The organism is Sulfitobacter sediminivivens, assembly GCF_042611115.2.
Taxonomy (GTDB): Bacteria; Pseudomonadota; Alphaproteobacteria; order Rhodobacterales; family Rhodobacteraceae; genus Sulfitobacter; species Sulfitobacter sediminivivens.
Genome location: NZ_JBHGAR020000026.1, coordinates 1 through 20,652, shown reverse-complemented (window position 1 = coordinate 20,652; position 20,652 = coordinate 1). Strand labels below are relative to the sequence as shown.

19 protein-coding genes are annotated in these 20,652 nt (G+C 57.6%); 15 read left to right on the top strand and 4 right to left on the bottom strand.

Features of this window, described 5'->3' with window-relative positions; translation table 11 throughout:
• Positions 1 to 38 precede the first annotated feature (38 nt).
• From ACEWL3_RS18300 to ACEWL3_RS18280, 5 genes are read left to right on the top strand one after another with little or no spacing between them, the layout of a single operon-like run.
• Positions 39 to 1,064, top strand: coding sequence for a BMP family protein (locus ACEWL3_RS18300; RefSeq protein ID WP_386180546.1), 1,026 nt, complete (start codon positions 39 to 41; stop codon positions 1,062 to 1,064).
• Positions 1,065 to 2,615, top strand: coding sequence for an ABC transporter ATP-binding protein (locus ACEWL3_RS18295; protein ID WP_386180549.1), 1,551 nt, complete (start codon positions 1,065 to 1,067; stop codon positions 2,613 to 2,615).
• Positions 2,605 to 3,654 (top strand): ABC transporter permease, encoded by a 1,050-nt coding sequence (locus ACEWL3_RS18290; RefSeq protein ID WP_386181394.1) that lies wholly within the window; start codon positions 2,605 to 2,607, stop codon positions 3,652 to 3,654. Before ACEWL3_RS18295 ends, ACEWL3_RS18290 begins: the two co-directional genes overlap by 11 nt.
• Positions 3,654 to 4,598 (top strand): ABC transporter permease, encoded by a 945-nt coding sequence (locus ACEWL3_RS18285; RefSeq protein ID WP_386180552.1) that lies wholly within the window; start codon positions 3,654 to 3,656, stop codon positions 4,596 to 4,598. The genes ACEWL3_RS18290 and ACEWL3_RS18285 overlap by 1 nt, the downstream gene beginning before the upstream one ends.
• Positions 4,599 to 5,888 (top strand): amidohydrolase family protein, encoded by a 1,290-nt coding sequence (locus ACEWL3_RS18280; RefSeq protein ID WP_386180554.1) that lies wholly within the window; start codon positions 4,599 to 4,601, stop codon positions 5,886 to 5,888. It begins immediately after the preceding gene.
• Here ACEWL3_RS18280 and ACEWL3_RS18275 read toward each other — a convergent pair.
• Positions 5,885 to 6,766 carry a glucosamine kinase nucleotide-binding domain-containing protein gene (locus ACEWL3_RS18275; protein WP_386180557.1) on the bottom strand — a complete coding sequence of 294 codons (882 nt, stop codon included), beginning with the start codon at positions 6,764 to 6,766 and terminating at the stop codon, positions 5,885 to 5,887. The genes ACEWL3_RS18280 and ACEWL3_RS18275 overlap by 4 nt on opposite strands.
• Positions 6,767 to 6,930: 164 nt before the next feature.
• On the opposite strand from ACEWL3_RS18275, the gene gap reads away from it, so the two are divergent.
• From gap to ACEWL3_RS18255, 4 genes are all read left to right on the top strand, one after another.
• A complete protein-coding gene (gap, locus tag ACEWL3_RS18270; RefSeq protein WP_386180559.1) occupies positions 6,931 to 7,941 on the top strand; it encodes a type I glyceraldehyde-3-phosphate dehydrogenase in 1,011 nt (336 codons plus the stop codon).
• 34 nt (positions 7,942 to 7,975) lie between these two features.
• Complete coding sequence (gene edd, locus ACEWL3_RS18265; RefSeq protein ID WP_386180561.1) at positions 7,976 to 9,775, top strand: phosphogluconate dehydratase; 1,800 nt, start codon at positions 7,976 to 7,978, stop codon at positions 9,773 to 9,775.
• 21 nt (positions 9,776 to 9,796) lie between these two features.
• Entirely contained in the window at positions 9,797 to 10,444 is a 648-nt protein-coding gene (eda, locus tag ACEWL3_RS18260) for a bifunctional 4-hydroxy-2-oxoglutarate aldolase/2-dehydro-3-deoxy-phosphogluconate aldolase (RefSeq protein ID WP_386180564.1), read from the top strand.
• 83 nt (positions 10,445 to 10,527) lie between these two features.
• Positions 10,528 to 11,205: an HAD family hydrolase gene (locus ACEWL3_RS18255; RefSeq protein ID WP_386180566.1), complete on the top strand. Its 678-nt coding sequence runs from the start codon at positions 10,528 to 10,530 to the stop codon at positions 11,203 to 11,205.
• Positions 11,206 to 11,218: 13 nt separating this feature from the next.
• On the opposite strand, the gene ACEWL3_RS18250 is transcribed toward ACEWL3_RS18255, so the two are convergent.
• On the bottom strand, positions 11,219 to 11,746 hold the full coding sequence (locus tag ACEWL3_RS18250; protein WP_386180569.1) for a winged helix DNA-binding protein: 528 nt from the start codon (positions 11,744 to 11,746) through the stop codon (positions 11,219 to 11,221).
• A 356-nt stretch (positions 11,747 to 12,102) separates the two neighbouring features.
• Between ACEWL3_RS18250 and ACEWL3_RS18245 the strand changes: the two genes are divergently transcribed.
• On the top strand, positions 12,103 to 13,179 hold the full coding sequence (locus ACEWL3_RS18245; RefSeq protein WP_386180572.1) for a Hint domain-containing protein: 1,077 nt from the start codon (positions 12,103 to 12,105) through the stop codon (positions 13,177 to 13,179).
• Positions 13,180 to 13,192: 13 nt separating this feature from the next.
• On the opposite strand, the gene ACEWL3_RS18240 is transcribed toward ACEWL3_RS18245, so the two are convergent.
• Positions 13,193 to 13,756 (bottom strand): TlpA family protein disulfide reductase, encoded by a 564-nt coding sequence (locus tag ACEWL3_RS18240; RefSeq protein ID WP_386180574.1) that lies wholly within the window; start codon positions 13,754 to 13,756, stop codon positions 13,193 to 13,195.
• A gap of 21 nt (positions 13,757 to 13,777) precedes the next feature.
• Here ACEWL3_RS18240 and argH point away from each other — a divergent pair, with 21 nt between their 5' ends.
• The 5 genes from argH (at position 13,778) to ACEWL3_RS18215 (ending at position 19,818) form a co-directional block, all read left to right on the top strand.
• On the top strand, positions 13,778 to 15,169 hold the full coding sequence (gene argH / locus ACEWL3_RS18235; protein WP_386180577.1) for an argininosuccinate lyase: 1,392 nt from the start codon (positions 13,778 to 13,780) through the stop codon (positions 15,167 to 15,169).
• Positions 15,166 to 15,345 (top strand): hypothetical protein, encoded by a 180-nt coding sequence (locus ACEWL3_RS18230; RefSeq protein ID WP_386180580.1) that lies wholly within the window; start codon positions 15,166 to 15,168, stop codon positions 15,343 to 15,345. The genes argH and ACEWL3_RS18230 overlap by 4 nt, the downstream gene beginning before the upstream one ends.
• A 174-nt stretch (positions 15,346 to 15,519) precedes the next feature.
• Positions 15,520 to 15,837, top strand: coding sequence for a DUF2834 domain-containing protein (locus ACEWL3_RS18225; RefSeq protein WP_386180583.1), 318 nt, complete (start codon positions 15,520 to 15,522; stop codon positions 15,835 to 15,837).
• A gap of 32 nt (positions 15,838 to 15,869) precedes the next feature.
• The gene (lysA, locus tag ACEWL3_RS18220; RefSeq protein ID WP_386180586.1) at positions 15,870 to 17,135 is read left to right on the top strand and encodes a diaminopimelate decarboxylase; all 1,266 of its coding nucleotides are present in this window, start codon (positions 15,870 to 15,872) and stop codon (positions 17,133 to 17,135) included.
• A 49-nt stretch (positions 17,136 to 17,184) separates the two neighbouring features.
• The gene (locus ACEWL3_RS18215; protein WP_386180589.1) at positions 17,185 to 19,818 is read left to right on the top strand and encodes a DUF4175 domain-containing protein; all 2,634 of its coding nucleotides are present in this window, start codon (positions 17,185 to 17,187) and stop codon (positions 19,816 to 19,818) included.
• A gap of 49 nt (positions 19,819 to 19,867) precedes the next feature.
• On the opposite strand, the gene ACEWL3_RS18210 is transcribed toward ACEWL3_RS18215, so the two are convergent.
• A partial coding sequence (locus ACEWL3_RS18210; protein WP_435001349.1) for a zinc-ribbon domain-containing protein occupies positions 19,868 to 20,652 on the bottom strand: 785 nt, incomplete at its 5' end.

Sequence of the window (20,652 nt, the reverse complement as noted above, 5' to 3'; positions counted from 1 at the left end):
TTATCCAAACGGTAAAAAAATAGAAATCAAAAGGGGGAATGACGATGAAGAAGAACCAAGCACTGACGATGACACGCCGCAAATTGATGGGCAGTGCCGCAGCTCTTGTTGGGGTGGCAGCCCTGATGCCACGCGCAGCCTTTGCCGCCGAACCGATCAAAGTTGCGGGCATATATACCGTACCCGTCGAACAGCAATGGGTCAGCCGCATTCACCAAGCCGCCGAAACAGCGCAGGCGCGTGGCGATATTGAATATACGTTCACCGAAAACGTATCGAACACCGATTATGCCCGCGTGATGCGCGAATATGCCGAAGCAGGCAATCAGCTGATCATTGGTGAAGTGTTTGGTGCCGAACAAGAAGCACGCGAAGTCGCGGCGGATTATCCTGAGGTTTCGTTCCTCATGGGCTCCAGTTTCAAAGAAGACGCAGCACTTGGCAATTTCGCGGTGTTCGACAACTACATTCAGGACGCCGCCTATCTGTCGGGTATCGTTGCGGGTGCCATGACGTCATCGGGCAACATTGGCATGGTCGGCGGTTTCCCGATCCCCGAAGTGAACCGTTTGATGCACGCGTTTATGGCGGGTGCGGCGGAAATGAACCCTGACATCAAGTTTCAGGTCAGCTTTATCGGGTCTTGGTTTGATCCGCCCAAGGCCAAGGAAACTGCATTTGCAATGATCGAAAATGGCGCTGATGTGCTTTATGCCGAACGCTTTGGCGTGTCTGATGCCGCACAGGAAAAGGGCGTTCTGGCCATCGGCAATGTGATCGACACGCAGTCAGAGTATCCTGATACAGTTGTGGCCTCGGCCATCTGGCATTTTGAACCAACGTTGGACGCGGCAATTGCCGAGGTCAAAGGCGGTACGTTCAAGGCGGCGGATTATGGCAAATATTCGTTTATGGCTGAGGGCGGATCGTCACTTGCGCCGCTGGGTACGTTTGACGGCAAAGTGCCGCAAGCGGCACTTGATCTGGTCGCGGCCAAACAGGCCGCAATCATGGATGGAAGTTTCAGCGTTGAGATCAACGACGAAGAACCAAAGTCTTCGTAGATGACACAAACACCGTCAGAGGCGCAGGTTGTCCTGCGCCTCGACAACATCACCAAACGCTTTGGCACCCTTACGGCCAATGACGCGATCAGTTTTGATTTGCGGCAGGGCGAAGTGATTGCGCTGTTGGGGGAAAATGGCGCGGGCAAGACCACGCTGATGAACATCCTGTTTGGTCATTACACCGCCGACGAAGGTCGGGTTGAGGTGTTTGGCCAGACATTGCCCCCCGGCAATCCACGCGCGGCACTCGCTGCGGGTGTCGGCATGGTGCATCAACATTTCACCCTTGCTGATAACATGAGCGTGTTGGAAAACATCGTGCTGGGCACCGCATCGCTTTGGCGAATGGGGTATCAGGCGGTTGCCGCACGCAAACGGATTTCGGCGCTGGTTGAGGATTACGGGTTGAACGTGGACCCAGATGCGCAGGTTGGCGCATTGAGCGTGGGGGAGCGCCAACGGGTCGAAATCCTCAAGGCGCTCTACCGCGATGCGCGCATCCTTATTCTGGATGAACCGACCGCCGTGCTTACCCCGCAAGAGGCCGATGATCTTTTTGCCACCATGCGCAAGGCCGTGGCGCTGGGACTGTCGGTGATCTTTATTTCGCACAAACTGCATGAGGTGACGGCGATCTCTAGCCGCGTGGTGGTGTTGCGGCACGGGAAATTGGTGGCAGAGGCGAAGACGGCAGAAACTGACCGACATGCATTGGCTGAGATGATGGTTGGTGCAGAGGTTGCAGCCCCGCAAGTGCGCGCCGCCAATCCCGGCAAGGAAATAGTGGCGCTTGTGGGTGTCAGCACGCCCAATATCGGAAGCGCGCCGGGGTTGCGCACGGTGGATTTGGATCTGCGCGCAGGACAGATCACCGGGCTGGCCGGGGTGTCGGGAAACGGGCAGGCGGCACTGGCCGATCTGATCGGTGGGTTGATCGCGCCTGCATCGGGGACGCTGCGCATCAAGGGCGCTTCGCCCAACGGTTGGACGCCACGCGCCGCACTGTCAGCCGGCATTGCACGGATACCTGAGGATCGCCACAAGACCGGGACGATTGCGGACTTTGATCTGACCGAAAATGCGGTTCTTGAACTTTATGCAAAACCGCCTTTCAGCCGCCGAGGCTGGATGAACTGGCGCGCCGCGCGGGATTTTGCCGAAAAGGTTATCGCAGGTTACGATGTGCGGTGCCCAGGGCCGGATACCCGTATCCGGCTGCTGTCAGGTGGCAATATGCAAAAGCTGATTTTGGGGCGCGTTCTTGAGGTCTCGCCGGATGTGGTCCTGGCCAACCAACCGGTGCGTGGCCTGGATATTGGCGCGCTGACTTATGTGCATGAACAACTGCTGGCTGCACGCGATCGCGGTGCGGCGGTTTTGCTTATCTCGGAAGATTTAGATGAGATTACGGCGCTGTCTGATGTGATCCATGTGATATCTGAGGGGCGCCTGTCACCGGGGTTTGCACGTGGGTCGTTGAGCCCGGCGGAATTGGGCGTCTGGATGGCGGGCCATGGTTTTGAAGCGCGAGACAATCATGCGGCTTGAACCTGTCGCCAACCCGTCATGGACGCGCACGCTGGGGTTGCCTGCGGTGGCCATCACGTCAACGATTGTCGCGGCATCCCTGTTGGCAATGATTGCTGGCGCGAACCCGTTTTCGGTGCTTGGCTTAATCATCAAAGGGGCGTTCGGGTCGAAATTTGCCACACTTGAAACGCTGAACAGGGCAACACCACTGATCTTTACCGGGCTGGCGGTGGCGGTCGCGTTCAAGGCCAAGCTTTGGAACATCGGGGCCGAGGCACAGCTTTATGTCGGCGCAGTGGTGACGGTGGTTATGGGGACGGGGGCGTTGGCCTGGCCTGCTGGGATATTGTTGCCCGCGACGGCGGCGGCTGCAATGCTGGCGGGCGCGCTGGTGCTTTTGGTGCCGACATTCCTCAAGACCCGTTTCGGTGTGGACGAAGTCGTCACGACCTTGTTGCTCAATTTCGTTGTGTTGCTGTGGGTGTCAATGCTGCTCGAAGGAGCCCTTAAGGATCCAATGGGATTGGGGTGGCCCAAATCTGCGCGGCTGATCGCCGAGGCGCGGTTGCCGCGCATGATTGATGGGTTGCGGTTGCACTGGGGGTTTGGTCTGGCGCTGCTGTCGGCAGTTGTTGTTTGGGTGATACAGCGCCGCACGACGCTGGGCTATGAAATGCGCGCGGTTGGTTTGAACGCCGACGCTGCGCGATTTGCTGGTATTCCGGTCAACGCCGTGCTGATCAAAACCGCGCTTTTGTCAGGCGGATTGGCAGCACTTGCAGGATTTTCCGAAGTGGCTGGCCTAAAGGGCAGCCTGACTTTGGATATCTCGCCTGGGTTTGGATACACCGGCATTATCGTCGCCATGCTGGCGCTGCTCAATCCCTTGGGCGTGGTGATCGCGGCGCTGTTCGTGGCGGGGATATTTGTGGGTGCGGACAGCATGAGCAGGGCCGCAGGTGTGCCGACCTATCTGGCCGATATCATGCTGGCCATGGCGCTGTTGATGATGGTGCTGGCGATCATGCTCACCCGGTTCAAGGTCAGGTGGCGTTGATGGACATACTCGACATCCTAATCTCGGCCAGCTTTTGGACCGCCGCGATCCGCATCGCGTCGCCGCTGATTTTTGCGGCGCTGGGTGAGTTGATCTGTGAACGCGCGGGCGTGCTGAACCTCGGGATTGAGGGGATCATGGTCGTCGGGGCCTTTGCCGGGTGGCTCACCGTTTATCTGGGCGGGGGGCTGTGGTTTGGCGTCGCAGTGGCGATGCTCTCTGGTATGGCGTTCGGCTTGTTGCATGGATTGCTCACTGTGCCCTTTGGATTGTCGCAACATGTTGTGGGTCTGGGGATCACGCTGCTTGCGACATCTCTGACCTATTATTGCTATCGTCTCGCTTTGCCAGAGGTCACGTCGCCGCCCAAGATCGACGCGTTTCAACCGTTTGAGATACCAATCCTGTCAGACATTCCTTTGCTCGGCCCGGCGCTTTTCAGCCAGACGCCACTGACCTATCTGGCCTTTGTTCTGGCGGTGGTGGTGTCTGTAGTCATGTACCGCACACCCGTCGGTCTGGCCGTGCGCGCCGCCGGTGAAAACCCGGCCGCAGTCGAGGCGCAGGGGCTGAATGTCACCGCGATCCGAATGGGCGCGGTCATGGTGGGCAGTGGGCTGATGGCCGTGGGTGGTGCGTTTCTGACCATGTCGGCGTTCAATTCATTCTTCTTTGAGATGATCAATGGGCGTGGCTGGATCTGCATCGCGCTGGTAGTCTTTGGGTCATGGAAACCGGGGAAGACGCTTTTGGGGGCCGTGCTTTTCGCGGCCTTTGATGCCCTGCAAATCCGGGTACAACAGACACCGTTGGGGGCCGATATTCCCTATCAGATATTCTTGATGGCGCCTTACATCCTGTCCATTCTGGCACTGGTCGTGATGTCGCGCCGTGCGCAGGTGCCAGCGGCGCTGATGGTGCCATTTAACAAAGGGGAACGATAGATGTTTGATCTGATCGTCAAAGGTGGAACCCTGCCGGATGGTCGGGTGACCGACATAGGCATTGCGGATGGCAAGATCACGGTCGTGGATCACCTCTCGGGTGCAGACGCTGCCGAGGTGATTGACGCGCAGGGCGATCTGGTCAGCCCGCCGTTTGTCGACCCGCATTTCCACATGGATGCCACGCTGAGTTATGGCACCCCTCGCATCAATGCTTCTGGCACGCTGCTTGAAGGGATCGGGCTGTGGGGCGAACTGAAACAAGTGATGACACAGCAAGAGGTTTATGACCGCGCTTTGGCTTATTGCGATTGGGCGGCGTCCATGGGGTTGTTGGCGATTCGCAGTCATGTGGATACCTGCGACGATCGACTGTTGGGAGTTGAGGCGTTGCTGGAGGTGCGCAAGGCGGTAGCGGGGTACATCGACCTGCAACTGGTCGCGTTCCCCCAAGATGGGCTTTTCCGCGATCCAACTGGGTTTGCGAATACGCTGCGGGCGCTTGATCTGGGCGTCGATGTGGTGGGCGGCATCCCGCATTTTGAACGCTCCATGGCAGACGGTGCGCGGTCGGTCACTGCTTTGTGCGAGATCGCGGCGGAACGTGGTCTGATGGTCGACATGCATTGCGACGAAACCGATGATCCGCAGTCGCGGCATATCGAGACGCTGACATTTGAAACACAGCGGTTGGGGTTGCAGGGCAGGGTGGCGGGATCGCACCTCACATCAATGCATTCGATGGACAATTATTACGTTACCAAGTTACTGCCCCTGATGGCAGAGGCTGAAGTGGCCGCCATTCCGAACCCTCTGATCAACATCGTGTTGCAGGGACGTCACGACACCTATCCCAAACGGCGCGGGTTGACGCGTGTAAAGGAAATGCAGGCGTTGGGCATCACGGTGGGTTGGGGGCAGGATTGCGTAATGGACCCGTGGTATTCGATGGGGACTGCCGACATGCTCGATGTGGCGTTCATGGGTCTACACGTGGCGCAGATGACATCACCGGACGAAATGCGGCGCTGCTTTGATATGGTGACAAATGTGAATGCGTCGATCATGGGGTTGCAAGACTACGGTCTGCGGGTCGGGGCCAAAGCGTCGCTGGTAGTGCTGGATGCGGGCAACCCGATCGAAGCGTTGCGTTTGCGGCCAGATCGGCTGTGCGTGATTGCGAAAGGCAAAGTGATATCGCGCCAGAACCGCAATGATGCGCGCCTTGAATTGACGGGTCGCCCTGCAAGCGTACGCCGCCGTCATAAGGCCCATTCCCAACCCAGCTAGCGGGCCGCAACCGCGACCCGGCGCGCCAGTGAAAACGCACCCTGCAAAGCGTTGCCCTGCGGTTCGCGCAGGTTCTGAATGTAAGGCGCGGACAGATACGGGGCATAACGCGGGCCAACACCACCAGACAGACAAAGAGCATCGCCGGGCCGAAACCCCAAAGCGTTCAGGCCGCATTCGACATACTGCGTACCCTCATTGAGGATCGACAGTGCGATTTTGTCACCCTTATCCGCTGCGCCAATGATCTCGGGCGCGAATTTGGCATAGTCACTTGGCTTTGCGGTATTGCTAAAAACAACGAGCTCATTACCTCCGCCATACCGCGCACAAACCTCATTGCTGAGCGGGCTGTGATCAATCAACCGGTCTTCCGCGAGCAGGATGCGCGTCAGCAACGTGCGGCCCAGCCATGCGCCAGATGCCTGATCAGACAATTGAAAACCCCACCCCCCCACGGTGGTCATTTCCTGTGCGTGTTGGCGCGCAATGATGGTGCCTGTGCCAAGCGCCAGCACATATCCGTCGTCGGTGCCCAGAACGCCAGCAACGGTGGTGGCACGGTCGCCGGTCACACGGCAGCGTCCGTAGGGAAGAGCGGCCTCGACCTGGCGCATTTCACCTTCGGTATTGGCCCCGGCAACGCCAATGTGCGCGACCGTTTGTGACAGATCAATACCGTCCAATTCTGCTGTGTGCAGGGCTTGGGCGATGGTTTCAGTGATATTGGCCACCGACCCCTCAAAGTTCGTGCTGACGTTCGACGGGCCTCCCCGCGTCTCGGCGATGATGCCAGCCTGAACAGTCCCCACAGCGGCCCTGCATCCGGTGCCGCCGCCATCCACAGCGATAAGGACGGTTTGATCTATTTCTGTCATACTGACCTTGACCTGTATTCTCAATTTCTGATGCGCTCACAACCTAACCGAACTTTTGTCCAGTGCAACGGACAACGGAGTGATTGATTTGCGTGCTTAATGTGTTATGTTAGCGCTAACGGATACATATATGCAATCGCAGATGCGTTGAGGAGACAAAGAAGATGACCACAAAAATCGCAATTAATGGCTTTGGCCGCATTGGACGCTGTGTTTTGCGGGCCTTGGTCGAAAGCGGCTTTGAAGGCATTGAAGTGGTTGCTATCAATGATTTGGCCGCCCCAGAGACCTTGTTGCACCTGCTGAAATACGACAGCGTGCATGGCCGCCTGAAAGGCGAGGCCAAGCTTGATGGCGACATGTTGCATGTTGCGGGCCAGGCGATTCGCTTGACTGCTGAACGCGATCCGGCAAACCTGCCATGGGAGGATGTGGACGTGGCGTACGAGTGTACAGGGTTCTTCACCGAGCGTGACAAGGCCGTCGCCCATTTCGAGAATGGCAGCAAACGCGTGCTAATATCTGCACCCGGCAAGAACGTGGACCGGACTGTCGTATATGGCGTCAATCACGCTGATCTGACGGCGGAAGATAGGATCGTGTCAAACGCGTCTTGCACGACCAATTGCCTTGCTCCTGTGGCCAAGGTTCTTGACGATGCCTTCGGCATTGAAACCGGGTACATGACCACAATTCACGCCTACACCGGTGATCAGCCCAGCCATGACAGCGCGCACCGCGACCCCTATCGGGGCCGTGCGGCGGCGCTGTCTATGGTGCCAACGTCAACAGGGGCGGCAGCGGCGATTTCACAAGTCATCCCGCACCTCAAAGGCCGGCTTGAAGGGTCAGCTGTGCGCGTCCCGACCGCGAATGTATCGCTTGTTGACCTTGCCTTTATGCCGTCGCGCCCTGCGACAGTGGAGGCTGTGAATGCAGCCATTGAAAAGGCGGCCAATGGCCCGATGAAAGGGGTCCTGGCCTATGAAACGGATCCACTGGTATCTGTGGATTTCAACCATGATAGCCATTCTTCCAGCTTTGCCGCGCCACAGACCAAGGTAACGGCAGGCGGGATGGTCCGTGTGGTCAGCTGGTATGACAATGAATGGGGTTTTTCGAACCGTATGAATGACACGGCCCGTCTGATGGGCAAACTTATGACATCCGCCTGAACCAATACCAAAGCAGCGCCTGATTGGAACTGATATGCTGAATGAAACAATTGCCCGCGTTACGGACCGGATTATTGAACGCAGTGCCGAGGGCCGCAGTGCCTATCTGACACGGATGCGCCGCGCGGCCGATGATGGCCCTGCGCGCGCACATTTGTCGTGCAGCGGTCAGGCCCACGCCTATGCCGCAGCAGGACCCGATCAGGCGGCACTGGCGACCAAGTCGGCTGGCAATCTGGGAATCATCACAACTTACAATGATATGTTGTCGGCCCATCAGCCGTTTGAGCGGTTTCCCGAATTGATCCGCAATGCGGCGCGCGCAGTGGGCGGCACGGCGCAGGTGGCGGGCGGCGTGCCTGCGATGTGTGATGGTGTTACCCAAGGTACGGCCGGGATGGAATTGAGCCTGTTTTCGCGTGACGTGATTGCAATGGCCGCCGGTGTCGGTCTAAGCCACAACACCTTTGACGCGGCTGTCTATCTTGGCGTTTGCGACAAGATCGTGCCGGGGCTGGTCATTGCCGCCCAGGCCTTTGGCCACATCCCTGCGATATTTCTGCCTGCCGGTCCGATGGTGTCGGGCATCAGCAACGATGAAAAAGCCAAAGTACGTCAACATTTTGCCGCGGGTGAAGTCGGGCGCGAAGAATTAATGGCCGCGGAAATGGCTGCCTATCATGGGCCGGGCACCTGCACGTTTTACGGCACGGCCAACACCAACCAGATGTTGATGGAGTTTATGGGGCTGCACCTGCCGGGTGCGTCATTTGTGAACCCGAACACCCCCCTGCGCGACGAATTGACCATCGCGGGCGCACAGCGTGCACTGGCGATCAGCCATCTGGGCAACAGCTATACACCCGTCTGTGATGTGCTTGATGAACGCGCCTATGTGAACGGCATCGTGGGTCTGCATGCCACGGGCGGGTCCACCAACCTTTTGATCCATCTTGTCGCGATGGCGCGCGCAGGCGGTATCATGCTGGATTGGCAGGATTTTTCTGACCTTGCGGAAGTGACACCGCTTTTGGCGCGGGTCTATCCCAACGGGCTGGCGGATGTGAACCATTTTCACGCGGCAGGCGGTCTGGGCTATATGATTGGCCAATTACTAAGCGCGGGCTTGCTGCATGAAGATGTGACAACAATCGCTGGCAAAGGCTTGGAGCGTTATACGCAGGATCCCAAATTGATGGACGATCAATTGTCCTGGGTGGCCGGTCCGACCGAGACATTGAACGACAAGATACTGCGCCCCGCAACCGACCCGTTTCAGCCCACAGGTGGCCTCAAACGTCTGGATGGGTCACTGGGTGCTGCGGTAACAAAGGTGTCCGCCGTCAAGCCAGAACATCATGTGGTTGAGGCCCCGGCGCGGGTGTTTCACGATCAGGATGCAGTCAAGGCGGCCTATCAGGCAGGTGAGTTTAACAGCGATGTGATCGTCGTGGTCCGCTTTCAGGGGCCCAAGGCCAACGGAATGCCCGAGTTGCACAGTCTCACACCGGTTCTGGCAAACTTGCAAGCGCGTGGTCTTAAGGTCGCCCTGGTCACGGATGGGCGCATGTCGGGTGCATCCGGCAAGGTACTGTCGGCCATCCACGTCTGCCCCGAAGCAGTGGACGGTGGCCCGATCGCGCGGATTGCGGATGGTGATGTTCTGCGGGTCGATGCCCATGAGGGCCGGTTGGATATTATCACTGAGGGTGTGTTGGACCGCCCACTTGTGACTGCTGACCTCAGCGGCAATGAATACGGGCAAGGGCGCGAGCTTTTTGCCAATTTCCGCGCCTTGGTGCGTTCTGCTGACACTGGCGCAAGCTGTATTTAAGATTACCCAAAAGGACACGTTATGCTTCCTCACGACGCAAGCACCGCCACCAAAAAGATATGCGCATTGGCCCCGATCATACCGGTTCTGGTCGTCCATGATGTGGCCCACGCCCGGCCGTTGGCCGAAGCATTGGTTGCGGGCGGTTTGCCGGTTCTTGAGGTAACATTGCGCACCGAGGCGGCATTGGCGGTGATTACCGAAATGGCCAAGGTTGAAGGGGGTGTTGTGGGCGCTGGCACTTTGCTAACGCCTGATGATGTCAAACGGGCGAAAGATGCCGGGGCCACGTTTGGTGTGTCACCGGGTGCCACGGACAGGCTTTTGACGGCCTGCGAGGATGCACATCTGCCCACCCTTCCCGGTGCCGCTACGGCGACCGAAGCGATGCGCTTGCTTGAGCGCGGATATGACATGATGAAGTTCTTTCCGGCCGAGGCATCAGGCGGTGCACCTGCGTTGAAATCGCTCGCATCACCGTTGCCCCAGATCAGCTTTTGCCCAACCGGCGGCGTCAGCATGGCAAACGCACGCAGCTACCTTTCTTTGCCGAATGTGGCCTGCGCTGGCGGGTCATGGGTGGCACCGGATGCCCTTGTTCAGGCGGGCGATTGGGCGTCGATCACTGAACTGGCCCGCGCAGCAAGCCAATTGAGCCGCGACGCCTAAGCTCAGGTCCAAGGCCAAATTCCGCAAGACAAAGGACCCGATTTTGCGCTATGCGGAACATTTAGGCGGGGGAAAGACGGGCGATGGAAACACGCATAGATCTGGTCATTTTCGATTGTGACGGGGTCTTGATTGACAGCGAAGGGTTGAGTGCTGAGGTCTTGCTCGGGGCCCTTGCAAAGTTGGGCGTCGTCATTGATTTTGATTACATCTGCACAAATTTTATGGGGCGTAGTTTCCCCACGGTCGCGCGTGACATTCAAACGACATTTGCTGTGGATCTGCCCGGCGATTTTGAACAGCAATATCGTCACGAACTTTTGGCCAAATTCGCGCAGCGATTGACCCCCACCAAGGGCGTGACGGGCGTATTGGACAGGCTAACTACCAGGTGCTGCGTTGCGACGTCAAGCAGTCCGGAGCGGGTATCCAATTCGTTGAATATCGTAGATTTGGCCCGTTACTTTGGACAAAATGTCTTTACCGCGTCGCAGGTCGCCCATGGCAAACCCGCACCAGATTTATTTCTGTATACGGCAGAGAAGATGGGCGTTGATCCAGAACATTGTCTGGTGATCGAAGACAGCCTTCCAGGGGTTGAGGCAGCGCTTGCGGCAAATATGCGTATATTCCGCTACACGGGCGGCGCGCATTTGGCGGGGCGGGTCTTAAAGCACGCGGACTATGTGCGCAGCTTTGAACATTGGCCCGATCTGCGGGCACTGGTCCCGTCGATTTTCACAGCCAAAATGCCTGTTTGAAATGCCGCGACCTTTATAGCGACGCGGCGGCGCGGCTGGCCTGATCATATTGACCAGACATGGTGCGCAAGCTCGCCGCGATCTGGCGTAGATCTTCACCGCTGATGTCTGTGCGGGGCAGGCCGTCGATAAAGCAAATCTGGCGAATATTCCGGTAGGCTTCGCATAGTTCAGTGCCCGCTTGAGAGGTCCGATAAAATACTTCCTTTCCGCGTTTGTCCGCCTCCAACAGTCCGGATCTCAGCAGCTTTCGCAACGCGTAATTGACGGTGTGTGTGTCTTCAATATTCAGAATGAAACAAATATCAGTCAAACGCTTTTCACGGCCACGGTGATTTGTATTGTGCAGCACCAATATCTCAAGCGGGGTAAGGTCAGGGTTCCCCGCTGCCGCCATGCAGCGTGACATCCAGCGGGCAAAGGCGTTGTAGGCGATAATCATTCCGTATTCGAGCTCGGACGCCTCCCATCCCTCACCTTCGGCAAGGTGTCTTGACGAAACGATACGTCGGTCAGGCAAAGGTTTTCGTGAGTTTGACATGGAGACTCCGATCGAGAATTCAGATACAGAACGCTATCATTTTATCGGTGATTTACAAGCGATTGAAGGGGTATGGCCTTCGGGTGGTGGCAATATTGTTGGGCGTAAGGGGCCGATGTCCGAGCAAAGGTATAACCTTACCTTGAGTCACTCTTTCGTACCAAGGATATCGGCGCTGACTGCATTTAGTGGGTGAGGGTCAAATGCCTACCAGATATTGAATCCGGGACGTATTCAGAAAAAAGGCCATCGTGAAATTGCAACACACTGGAATCTGACGCAAATTTGAACTTCCCTGATTCGTGCGGCTTTGTTAACGTGCTCATAATAAAAAGAAGAGGCAGGCAGAACGAGCAATGAAAACGGGCTTTAAGGGCACGTTTGTCATCAGCTGGTCGCAAACAGAAATAGACGGCCTTGATGCTGCGCCGGTGCAAAACCTCAATGTGGGTGCTGCGTGGGCATGGCGGGGCGATGCCATCCGGGTGGATGGACCTAATGACGTGTTGCGGCTGGATCAGGCAGACGAAGCAGAGAATCTACGCAAACGCGCCGCGCGCATGGTCCACCGTCTGGTGGGGGCTGCCCTTGATCAGAGCAAGCCGACTTTGCATCCGGAGCGGATCGACCCTAAAGACCAGCCGCCAATCATGGATAACAGCTTTGTCGTAACAGACGGTGGCAAAAGCTATACCGTAACGCTGATCGACGTTGGGGGCGGATCACAGCCCCTGCTGATGTTCCTTGACGAAATTCCCCCGCGCAATGCGGATCTTTGGGTCGTGCACCATACACTTGGGTCGAGCCCCGGTGAATCGATGTCCGCGGGCAGCGGTGGTGTGATTTGTTTTACCCCCGGTACGCGTATTCGCACGCCAGACGGGCTGACCCTGATCGAAGACCTGCGCGAAGGCGATCGCATTCAAACCAAAGACAATGGCGCACAAACAATCCAGTGGATCGGAAGCCGCAACATGTCGGGCGCACGGCTTTTTGCTATGCCAAAACTGCGGCCAGTCCGATTTGATGCGGGCGTTTTGGGCATCGATTGCCCGGAAGATGATCTGCTTGTTTCACCCGAACACCGTGTGGTCGTGAAAGGCGCAGTGGCTCAGGAATTGTTCAATACATCCGAAGTCCTTGTCGCCGCCAAAGATCTGATCAACGGCAACAGCATCCGCGTCGATATGAAAGTGCGCGAAGTGACTTATATCCACATGCTGCTGGATCAGCATGAAGTGGTCTGGGCAAACGGCGTGGAAACAGAAAGCTTTCACCCTGCATCAACCGCCCTCAGCACGCTGGATGATGCGGATCGCGCACGTTTGCTGGCGGCTCATCCAGAGTTGGAATTTGACCCCCATACCTACGGACGTTTTGCCCGTCGGCATTTGTCGTCTTCGGAAGCCGCGATCTTGACCCACGCAGCGTGACACGCGAATTTGCCTAACTGTTCGGCTGTACCAAAGCCTTGATTATGGCCTTTGCACTTTCACTGCTCCAATCCGCATCGCCCTGCAGGCGCGCGACTTCGCGGCCCTCCGGGTCCAAGATCACGGTGATTGGCAGGCCGAATACACCCATCTGGCTGGCCAGTGCCTGTTTTGGGTCTTGGTGGCGGGGCAGGCTGTCGATACCGGCATCGGCAAAAAAGCGGGTGATGCCTTCGGGTGAATTGCGACCGGTGGCGATCGTCAGCACCTGAAACATATCGCCGCCGAATTCCTTTTGCAGCGCCTCTAGTTGTGGCATCTCCTTTCGGCATGGCGCACACCACGTGGCCCAGAAATTGAGCAGCACATATTTGCCGCGATAATCAGCCAGCGAGCCTTTGCCGCCACCGTCCTCAAGATCAAAGGCCGCATCGGACGTGGCAATCGGTGTTTCATGCACGATCAGTTTTTTCATATCCCCGTCGCGCAAGCTCAGGATGTCCGCGCCCGCAGCAGCGACGGGGTTTGCACCTGTCACAAGGGCCGTATACACGAACGCCAACACCAAATTCTTCATCTGTCCCTCCGAGGGTTTAAAATGACTGACACGACCTCAAACAAAATGTGGGGCGGCCGTTTCGCCGCCGGGCCGGACGCGATCATGGAGGCAATTAACGCCTCGATCGGGTTTGACAAGCGGATGGCCGCACAAGATATCGCCGGATCGCGCGCCCATGCCGCCATGTTGGCAGCCACAGGCATTATCACTGATAGCGATGCGGACGCGATACGGGAAGGCTTGCTCACGATCTTGTCAGAGATCGAGGGCGGTACTTTTGAGTATTCGACAGCGCTGGAGGACATTCACATGAATGTTGAGGCGCGGTTGAAGGAAGTGATTGGTGAACCTGCCGGGCGTCTGCACACAGGTCGGTCGCGCAATGATCAGGTTGCGACGGACTTTAAGCTGTGGGTACGCGATCAATTTGATGCCGCTGACGCAGGCCTCGTCGCACTTATTCAAGCGCTCCTCGGTCAAGCCGAAGCGGGTGCCGATTGGGTGATGCCCGGTTTTACGCATCTGCAAACTGCACAGCCCGTCACATGGGGGCATCACATGATGGCCTATGTCGAAATGTTTGGCCGTGATTTGAGCCGGATGCGGGATGCGCGCAACCGAATGAACGAAAGCCCGCTAGGTGCTGCGGCTTTGGCAGGTACGTCGTTTCCAATTGATCGCGATCAGACGGCACAAGCGCTGGGTTTTGACCGTCCATCCGCCAACTCGCTTGATGCGGTGAGCGACCGAGATTTTGCGCTCGAATTTCTGGGTGCGGCCAGCATCTGTGCCATGCACCTGAGCCGCTTTGCGGAAGAATTGGTGATCTGGTCGTCGGCTCAGTTTAGATTTGTGGCCCTGTCGGATCGTTTTTCCACCGGGTCCAGCATCATGCCGCAGAAAAAGAACCCCGATGCGGCGGAGCTGATCCGTGCAAAGGTGGGTCGCATTTTCGGTGCCAATACCGCGTTGATGATGGTGATGAAGGGCCTGCCGCTGGCCTATTCCAAGGACATGCAAGAAGACAAAGAACAGGTGTTTGACGCCGCTGACAACCTCATGCTGGCACTGGCCGCAATGGAGGGTATGGTGCGTGATATGAACGCGCAGCGTGAAAACCTGGCGGCGGCGGCGGGCAGTGGATTTTCCACTGCCACTGATCTGGCTGATTGGCTGGTCCGGGTGTTGGGCCTGCCGTTTCGCGATGCGCACCACATCACCGGAACGCTGGTTGCGATGGCAGAAAGCCAGGGTTGTGATCTGCCGGACCTGACGCTGGATCAGATGAAATCGGCCCATGTTGATATCACCAGTGACGTTTTTGACGTCTTAGGCGTGGAAAATTCCGTAAACTCGCGTATGTCTTATGGAGGAACGGCCCCTGCCCAGGTGCGGGCGCAGGTCGCAAGGTGGAAAGGTATTTTGGCATGAAATCAGTTCTCATTGTCGGTGCTGTTCTGATGCTGGCGGCCTGTGGCGTAGACGGCGAACCGATTTATCCAACCGCAAGTTCTGCGGTCACCCTGTCCAACCACGGTGTTTCCGTTGGCACCAATGTGGCACTGAACCAAGGACCGCTGTCGGTGTCATTGGGCCTCGGTTTGTGACGCGTTTTGCCATCGTGACCTGCCTTCTGGGATGTGTTGCCGCCTGCACAGGGCCAAGCGCGTCTGATGACGGGCGTATGCGTGAGATAAGCACGCGTCATGTTCCAGAGCCAACCACCCTCGGTGTCCATATTTCAGGACAGGTGATTGTTGGCGTTTCAACAGTGAACTGAGATGTCGATATTGCGCATGACATACCTTGCCCTCGCGCTTTGGGGTGCGATCCATCCAATGTATTATTTTGTGCAATGGTTCCAGACCAATGGCTTTGACATCATGGCGATGGTCGACGCGTGGCACGCAAACGCCGCGTCAAGCGGGCTGGTCTGGGACCTGACCATTGCGGCCATCACCTTGACAGTGTGGATTCTGGCCGAGGTCGCTGTGCGGCGCAATTGGCGGGCCCTGATTGCCATCCCCGCCACGTTCTGTATTGGGGTAAGTTGTGGTCTGCCGCTTTATCTTTTCTTGCGGACGGCAACGGTTCGTTAGGTCAGAATTGAGTATTTGGGGCGAAAAGAAGCATGGATCATTTTCTGTATCGCGACGGTGTACTGCACGCCGAAGACGTCGCAGTGGCCGAAATTGCAGCGGCGGTTGGCACGCCGTTTTATGTGTATTCGACCGCGACCCTGCTGCGCCATTTCAAGCTTTTTGATGAGGCATTGGCAGGCATGGACCATATGGTCTGCTATGCAATGAAGGCCAATTCAAACATCGCTGTGCTGCGCACTTTGGCACAGGCCGGGGCGGGCATGGATGTGGTGTCCATCGGAGAATACCTCCGCGCCAAGGCGGCGGGTGTGCCGGGTGACCACATTGTATTTTCCGGCGTGGGCAAGACGGCGGATGAAATTCGCATGGCCTTGCAGGGCGGTATCCGCCAGTTCAATGTCGAAAGCGAACCCGAGATGATGGTGCTGAGCAAGGTCGCGCAGGAGCTGGGTACAACCGCGCCCATCACCATTCGTGTGAACCCGGACGTCGACGCCAAAACCCATGCGAAAATCGCGACGGGAAAATCCGAGAACAAATTTGGCATTCCCATTGCCCGCGCCCGGGAGGTGTACAGCATGGCGGCGGGTCTGCCCGGTCTTGAGGTGATTGGCATTGATGTCCACATCGGCAGCCAACTGACCGACCTTGCGCCCTTTGAGCAAGCCTATCTGAAAGTCGCAGAGTTGACAGAAACGCTGCGCGCGGACGGGCATACCATCAACCGTCTGGATTTGGGCGGCGGCCTTGGCATCCCATACCAGCATTCCAATGCCGCCCCGCCCTTGCCCACGGATTACGGCGCACTGGTCAAGCGGACGCTCGGGCATCTGGGCTGCGAGATTGAGATTGAGCCGGGCCGTCTGATTGCGGGCAACGCCGGCCTGATGGTCAGCAAGGTCATCTATGTCAAATCAGGCGAAGACCGCGATTTTCTGATCCTTGACGGCGCTATGAATGATCTGATCCGTCCGGCAATGTATGACGCGCATCACGATATTATCGCGGTAAACGAACCTGCGCCCGCAATTGAATACCAACCCTATGACATCGTCGGACCAATTTGCGAATCCGGTGATACGTTTGCCAAGGGGCGCATGATGCCGCCCCTGGTTGCCGGTGATCTGGTCGCGTTTCGTTCTGCTGGGGCTTACGGTGCGGTGATGAGCAGTGAATATAATTCACGCCCGCTTATCCCCGAAGTCTTGGTGAAAGATGATCAATTTGCGGTTATCCGCTCACGCCCGACCTTTGACGAAATGATAAATCGAGATACCATCCCTGAATGGCTTTGACAGCGCCTTGCTGAAAGGCTTTGCTGAAAGGCAACGGGAGACGGCCAAAATGACCTCATTTACCCCCAACGATCTGCGGCGCGGGCTGGCGATTTTGCGCTGGCCGCTGCGGTTGACGCGGGTGGGTATGTTGGCGGAAAGTCTGGTCAATTCGCTTTGGCCCTTGATGACCGTGTGCCTGCTGGTGCTGGCTGCGTTGATGTTGGGCCTGCAAGATGTTGTGATGATCGAAGTGGTCTGGGCGGGTGCGGTGGCCGCTGCTGTCGCTGCTTTGGGTGCCCTTATCTATGCCTTGCGTCGTTTCCGTATACCGTCACGCAACGACGCGATGGAGCGATTGGATCGCAGCCTGCCGGGACGTCCCATTCAGGCGATGATGGATGATCAGATCATTGGCGAAGGGGATGATGCGTCGATGGCGGTCTGGCGTACTCATAAAGCACGTATGATGGCACGTGCAGCCCTTGCGCGTCCGGTGCCTGCGGATCTGCGGGTCTCGCGCCGCGATCCCTATGCACTGCGATTTGTCGCTGTGTTGGCCTTTGCCGTTGCGCTGTTGTTTGGATCAATCTGGCGGGTCGGATCGGTTGCTGACATGGCACCTAGCGGTGGCGGGCTTGCGAACGGTCCGGTATGGGAAGGCTGGGCAGAACCGCCGCGCTATACCGGCAAGCCAACACTTTATCTGAATGATCTGGCCGAAGGGGCCATCGATCTGCCCAACGGGACATTGATCACGTTGCGGTTTTATGGCCAGGTCGGTGCGCTGACCCTGTCAGAAACCGTGTCGGGCCGCACCTCAGATGTGCCCGCTGCTTCTGATGCTGCACAGGACTTCACGGTGTTGCAAGACGGCACAATCGCGGTTGATGGCCCCGGCGGACGCCATTGGGAGATCGCAGTGGTTGAGGATCTGGCACCGGAAGTCGACGTGCTTGGCCCACCTGAAGTTTCTGCACTTGGCGAAATGCGGCTGCCTTTTGCGGCGCGTGACGATTACGGCGTCGAAGCGGGCGAGGCGCGGATCATCCTTGATCTGGCAGCGGTTGACCGGCGCCATGGTCTGAGCCTTGATCCCGAACCCCGGTCTGAGGTGATCGTGGCACTGCCGACCCCAATTGCCGGTGACCGTGCGAATTTTGAAGAAAATCTGACGGATGATTTCTCAAAGCACCCTTGGGCGAACCTGCCGGTCAAGATCAGCCTCTCGGTTCTGGATGCGGCAGAACAACAAGGTGATGCTGTGCCAACTGACCTCATCCTGCCGGGGCGCAGGTTTTTTGATCCGACTGCAGCGGCGGTCATTGAAATGCGTCGAGATCTTCTGTGGTCACGGGCCAATGCACCACGCATGGCACAGATATTGCGCGCCGTTTCCTATCGGCCGCAAGACCTGTTTCGTTCAGAAACGACTGAATTGCGTCTGCGCAAAGTAATCAGGCATTTGGAAATTCACACCCGGTTTGGGCTGAGCGATGATGTGCAGGAACAATTGGCCGAGGACATGTGGGGGCTCGCAATTGAGCTTGAAGAAGGCGTCTTGGCTGATGCGTTGGAACGGATGCGGCGGGCGCAGGACCGCCTGAACGAAGCGATCAAGAACGGTGCCTCAAAGGAAGAGATTGCCGAATTGATGGACGAATTGCGCCGCGCGACCGAAGACTACCTAGACCAGTTGCAACGCCAGCAGGCGCAGGAACAAGACCGCAACGGCACCGATGAGCCGGACAGGCAACAGGGCGAGGGCATGCGGATGACCCAGGACGACCTGCAACGTATGATGGACCACATTCAGGAATTGATGGAGCAAGGACGCATGGCTGAAGCCGAACAGGCGCTCAAAGAATTGCAAGAGTTGATGGAAAACATGCGCGTCACCGAAGGTCAGCCCGGCCAAGGTGGAAAATCGCCCGGCGAACAGGCGATGGAGGGCCTGTCCGACACCCTGCGCGAACAACAAGGTCTGAGCGATCAGGCTTTCCGCGACCTGCAAGAACAGTTCAACCCAAATGCGCAGGCAGGTGAAAACGATGGCAACGAAGGCCGCAACGGTGGCCAGGGACGCGGTCAAAGCCATGAGGGCCAGAATGGCCAGGGGCAGGGCAGTGGTGAACAGCAAGGCGAAGGTCAGGGTCAGAATGGTCCTGCGCCCGAAGGCGGAGAACAAGGCGAAGGCTTTGGCAAAGGCGAGGATGGCCTTGCAGACCGCCAGGAGGCCCTGCGCGATGAACTGCGGCGTCAACAGGGGCACCTGCCCGGACAAGGAACACCAGAGGGCGACGCCGCTCGCGAGGCACTGGACCGTGCCGGACGCGCCATGGACGAGGCAGAGGATGCGCTGCGAAATGGGGATCTGGCCGAGGCGATTGACAATCAGGCGCAAGCCATGGAGGCGCTGCGCGAAGGAATGCGGTCTCTTGCCGATGCAATGGAACAGCAAGAGAACCAACAGCCGGGCCAAGGCACAGCACCTTCGGAGCGTCGCGCCGAAGCTCAGGATCCATTGGGGCGTGATCGCGAGGGGTCAAGCAGCAACGGAGCGCCGGATGGCAAACTGCGTCAAGGACCGGGTGGTGCAGGCACCGCGCGCAAGTTGCTTGATGAAATCCGCCGTCGGTCAGGTGAAACACAGAGACCAGAGGTCGAGCGCGACTATCTCAAACGCCTGTTAGATGAATTCTAACCGGGTGCCGATCTGGATAAGATGTGAACGCGGGGTTAACACATCCGGCTTAACCGCCTGATGCGGAAGCCATCGTGTCAAGCCAATTCAGGATCGATTGCACATAACCGTCAAGCCCCAGGCGCATCCGATCCACCCAGGCGACATAGCCCGACAAATACGGATCGGTCTGCGGCACGGCTTTGGCGATCTGAGGCGCGAAAGAATAGATCGCCAGCATGATCGCGAACAACAGGATGATGAGCAAAAAGCCCTTGCGGAAGCCGCGCTTGCGCTTTCGTGTTGTGGGCGCTTCGATCTCAGGTCCGTTTTCGCCCCCAACGCCGTTGCGGGTGTTTCCGGTGCGCAAGGTCGAATTGATCTCTTCTATATCAGGCAACAGATCGCGCCGGGACGAAATCGCCGCCGCCATCACAGACGAATCTGATACCGGTTTCGGTTCTGGTTCGCCACGCATCCGCGCCATACGTTCCTGAGCCTGCCGGGTGCGACGGTCATCGCTATCGGCGCTTTCATTGTTGTCGCTGCTGTCCAGTCCCAGATCTGGCTGGCTTTCCAGTGTTTCGGATTGCCGTTTGCGCCGTGCCTCATGTTCGGCCTCTGCTTCCTGTCGCAAGATATCGGCGACTGCAGGATCAAGTTGCTTGCGCTGAGGTTCGGCTGAACGTGGCATTGGCGGTGGTGGCGGGGAAATCTCTTCGTCCGGTGCGGGGGCATCCACATCAACGCTGCGGTCTTGATCTTCCTCAGGCGCGTTATCGGGATGGTGCTGAAACCAGGTTTGCCCGCAATTTGAACATTGCACGTCCCGTCCATCCGTCGGCATGACTTCGT